This window comes from Hydrogenophaga sp., assembly GCF_031426985.1.
GTDB lineage: Bacteria > Pseudomonadota > Gammaproteobacteria > Burkholderiales > Burkholderiaceae_C > Hydrogenophaga.
The window spans coordinates 1-1015 of record NZ_JASJOY010000144.1 but is presented as its reverse complement, the minus strand read 5'-3'; the positions used below and the strand labels follow the sequence as shown (position 1 = coordinate 1015).

Below are 1015 nucleotides of genomic sequence, written 5' to 3'. Positions count from 1 at the left end.
GCGAGGATGAACTCGACGGCCGACTGGATCTCGGCGTCCGACGCCGTGGAGCCGCCCTTGGGAGGCATGGCGTTTTTACCCTTGATCGCGCTGGCGGTCAGCGCTTCCAGGCCAAGGCCGATACGCGGGCCCCAGGCGGCCTTGTCGCCGAACTTGGGCGCACCGGCCACACCGGCCGCATGGCAGGCCACGCAAGCCTTGTTGTAAAGCGCTTCGCCGCTGAGTGCGGCGGTGGGTGCACCAGCGGCCGCACCGTCAGCGGCTGGGGCCGGGGCTGCGCCCGAAGCCGCCATGGCGGCAGCGATCGTTGCGGCATCACCCAGCACCACGGTGCCCACGCGCTGGATGCGCTGGGCGGTCGCGAGTTCGGGGTCCACCGCGCCGGCGGCCGGCTTGTCGCCGGAGGTGACGTAGTACACCAGGCCGATGATGATGAAGATCGGGGCGACAAACGAGAAAAACGACGTCCAGAGCAACTGGGCAGGGGTTTTGATCGGGCCGGTGTGGGAATCGTGCGCGTGGTCGCTCATGGTGTCCTCAAGAATGGCGGAACGGGGAGCCAGGATGGGTGGGGCAGGCCGTGCCCGGCCAAGCGCCGGACAGCCCGCGATTATAGCCAAACCCCTCTTGCCGCAGACTTGCAGCTGAGCCCGCCTGATAGAATCGGTCGCTGTTGCGGCTGTAGCTCAGTGGATAGAGTATTGGCCTCCGAAGCCTATGGTCACGGGCCCGGCATGCAACAATTCGACTATTGGTCTCCTTACAGCATGCGGCTGTAGCTCAGTGGATAGAGTATCGGCCTCCGAAGCCGAGGGTCGTGGGTTCGATCCCCGCCAGCCGCACCAAAATCAATGACATACGTGGGTTTCTTGTGGCCCACGTGACCGTCAAAGTTGTCCCGATGACGCAAAAGCCGTGGTGGTACTGGGCCACAGGGCAAATGGACTTGTGGTCACGGCAAGAAGCTCTACATCACCATGGCCCGTCTATGGCCCACGCGTAGCCCATGACTTTG

At 64.3% G+C, this 1015-nt stretch carries 1 protein-coding gene and 1 tRNA gene; one reads left to right on the top strand and one right to left on the bottom strand.

Annotated features, from left to right (window positions below; translation table 11 throughout):
- On the bottom strand, positions 1 to 530 hold a 530-nt coding region (locus RMP09_RS16105; RefSeq protein ID WP_310567000.1), incomplete at its 3' end, for a c-type cytochrome.
- 239 nt (positions 531 to 769) lie between these two features.
- Here RMP09_RS16105 and RMP09_RS16100 point away from each other — a divergent pair.
- Positions 770 to 845, top strand: a tRNA-Arg gene (locus RMP09_RS16100).
- Positions 846 to 1015 lie beyond the last annotated feature (170 nt).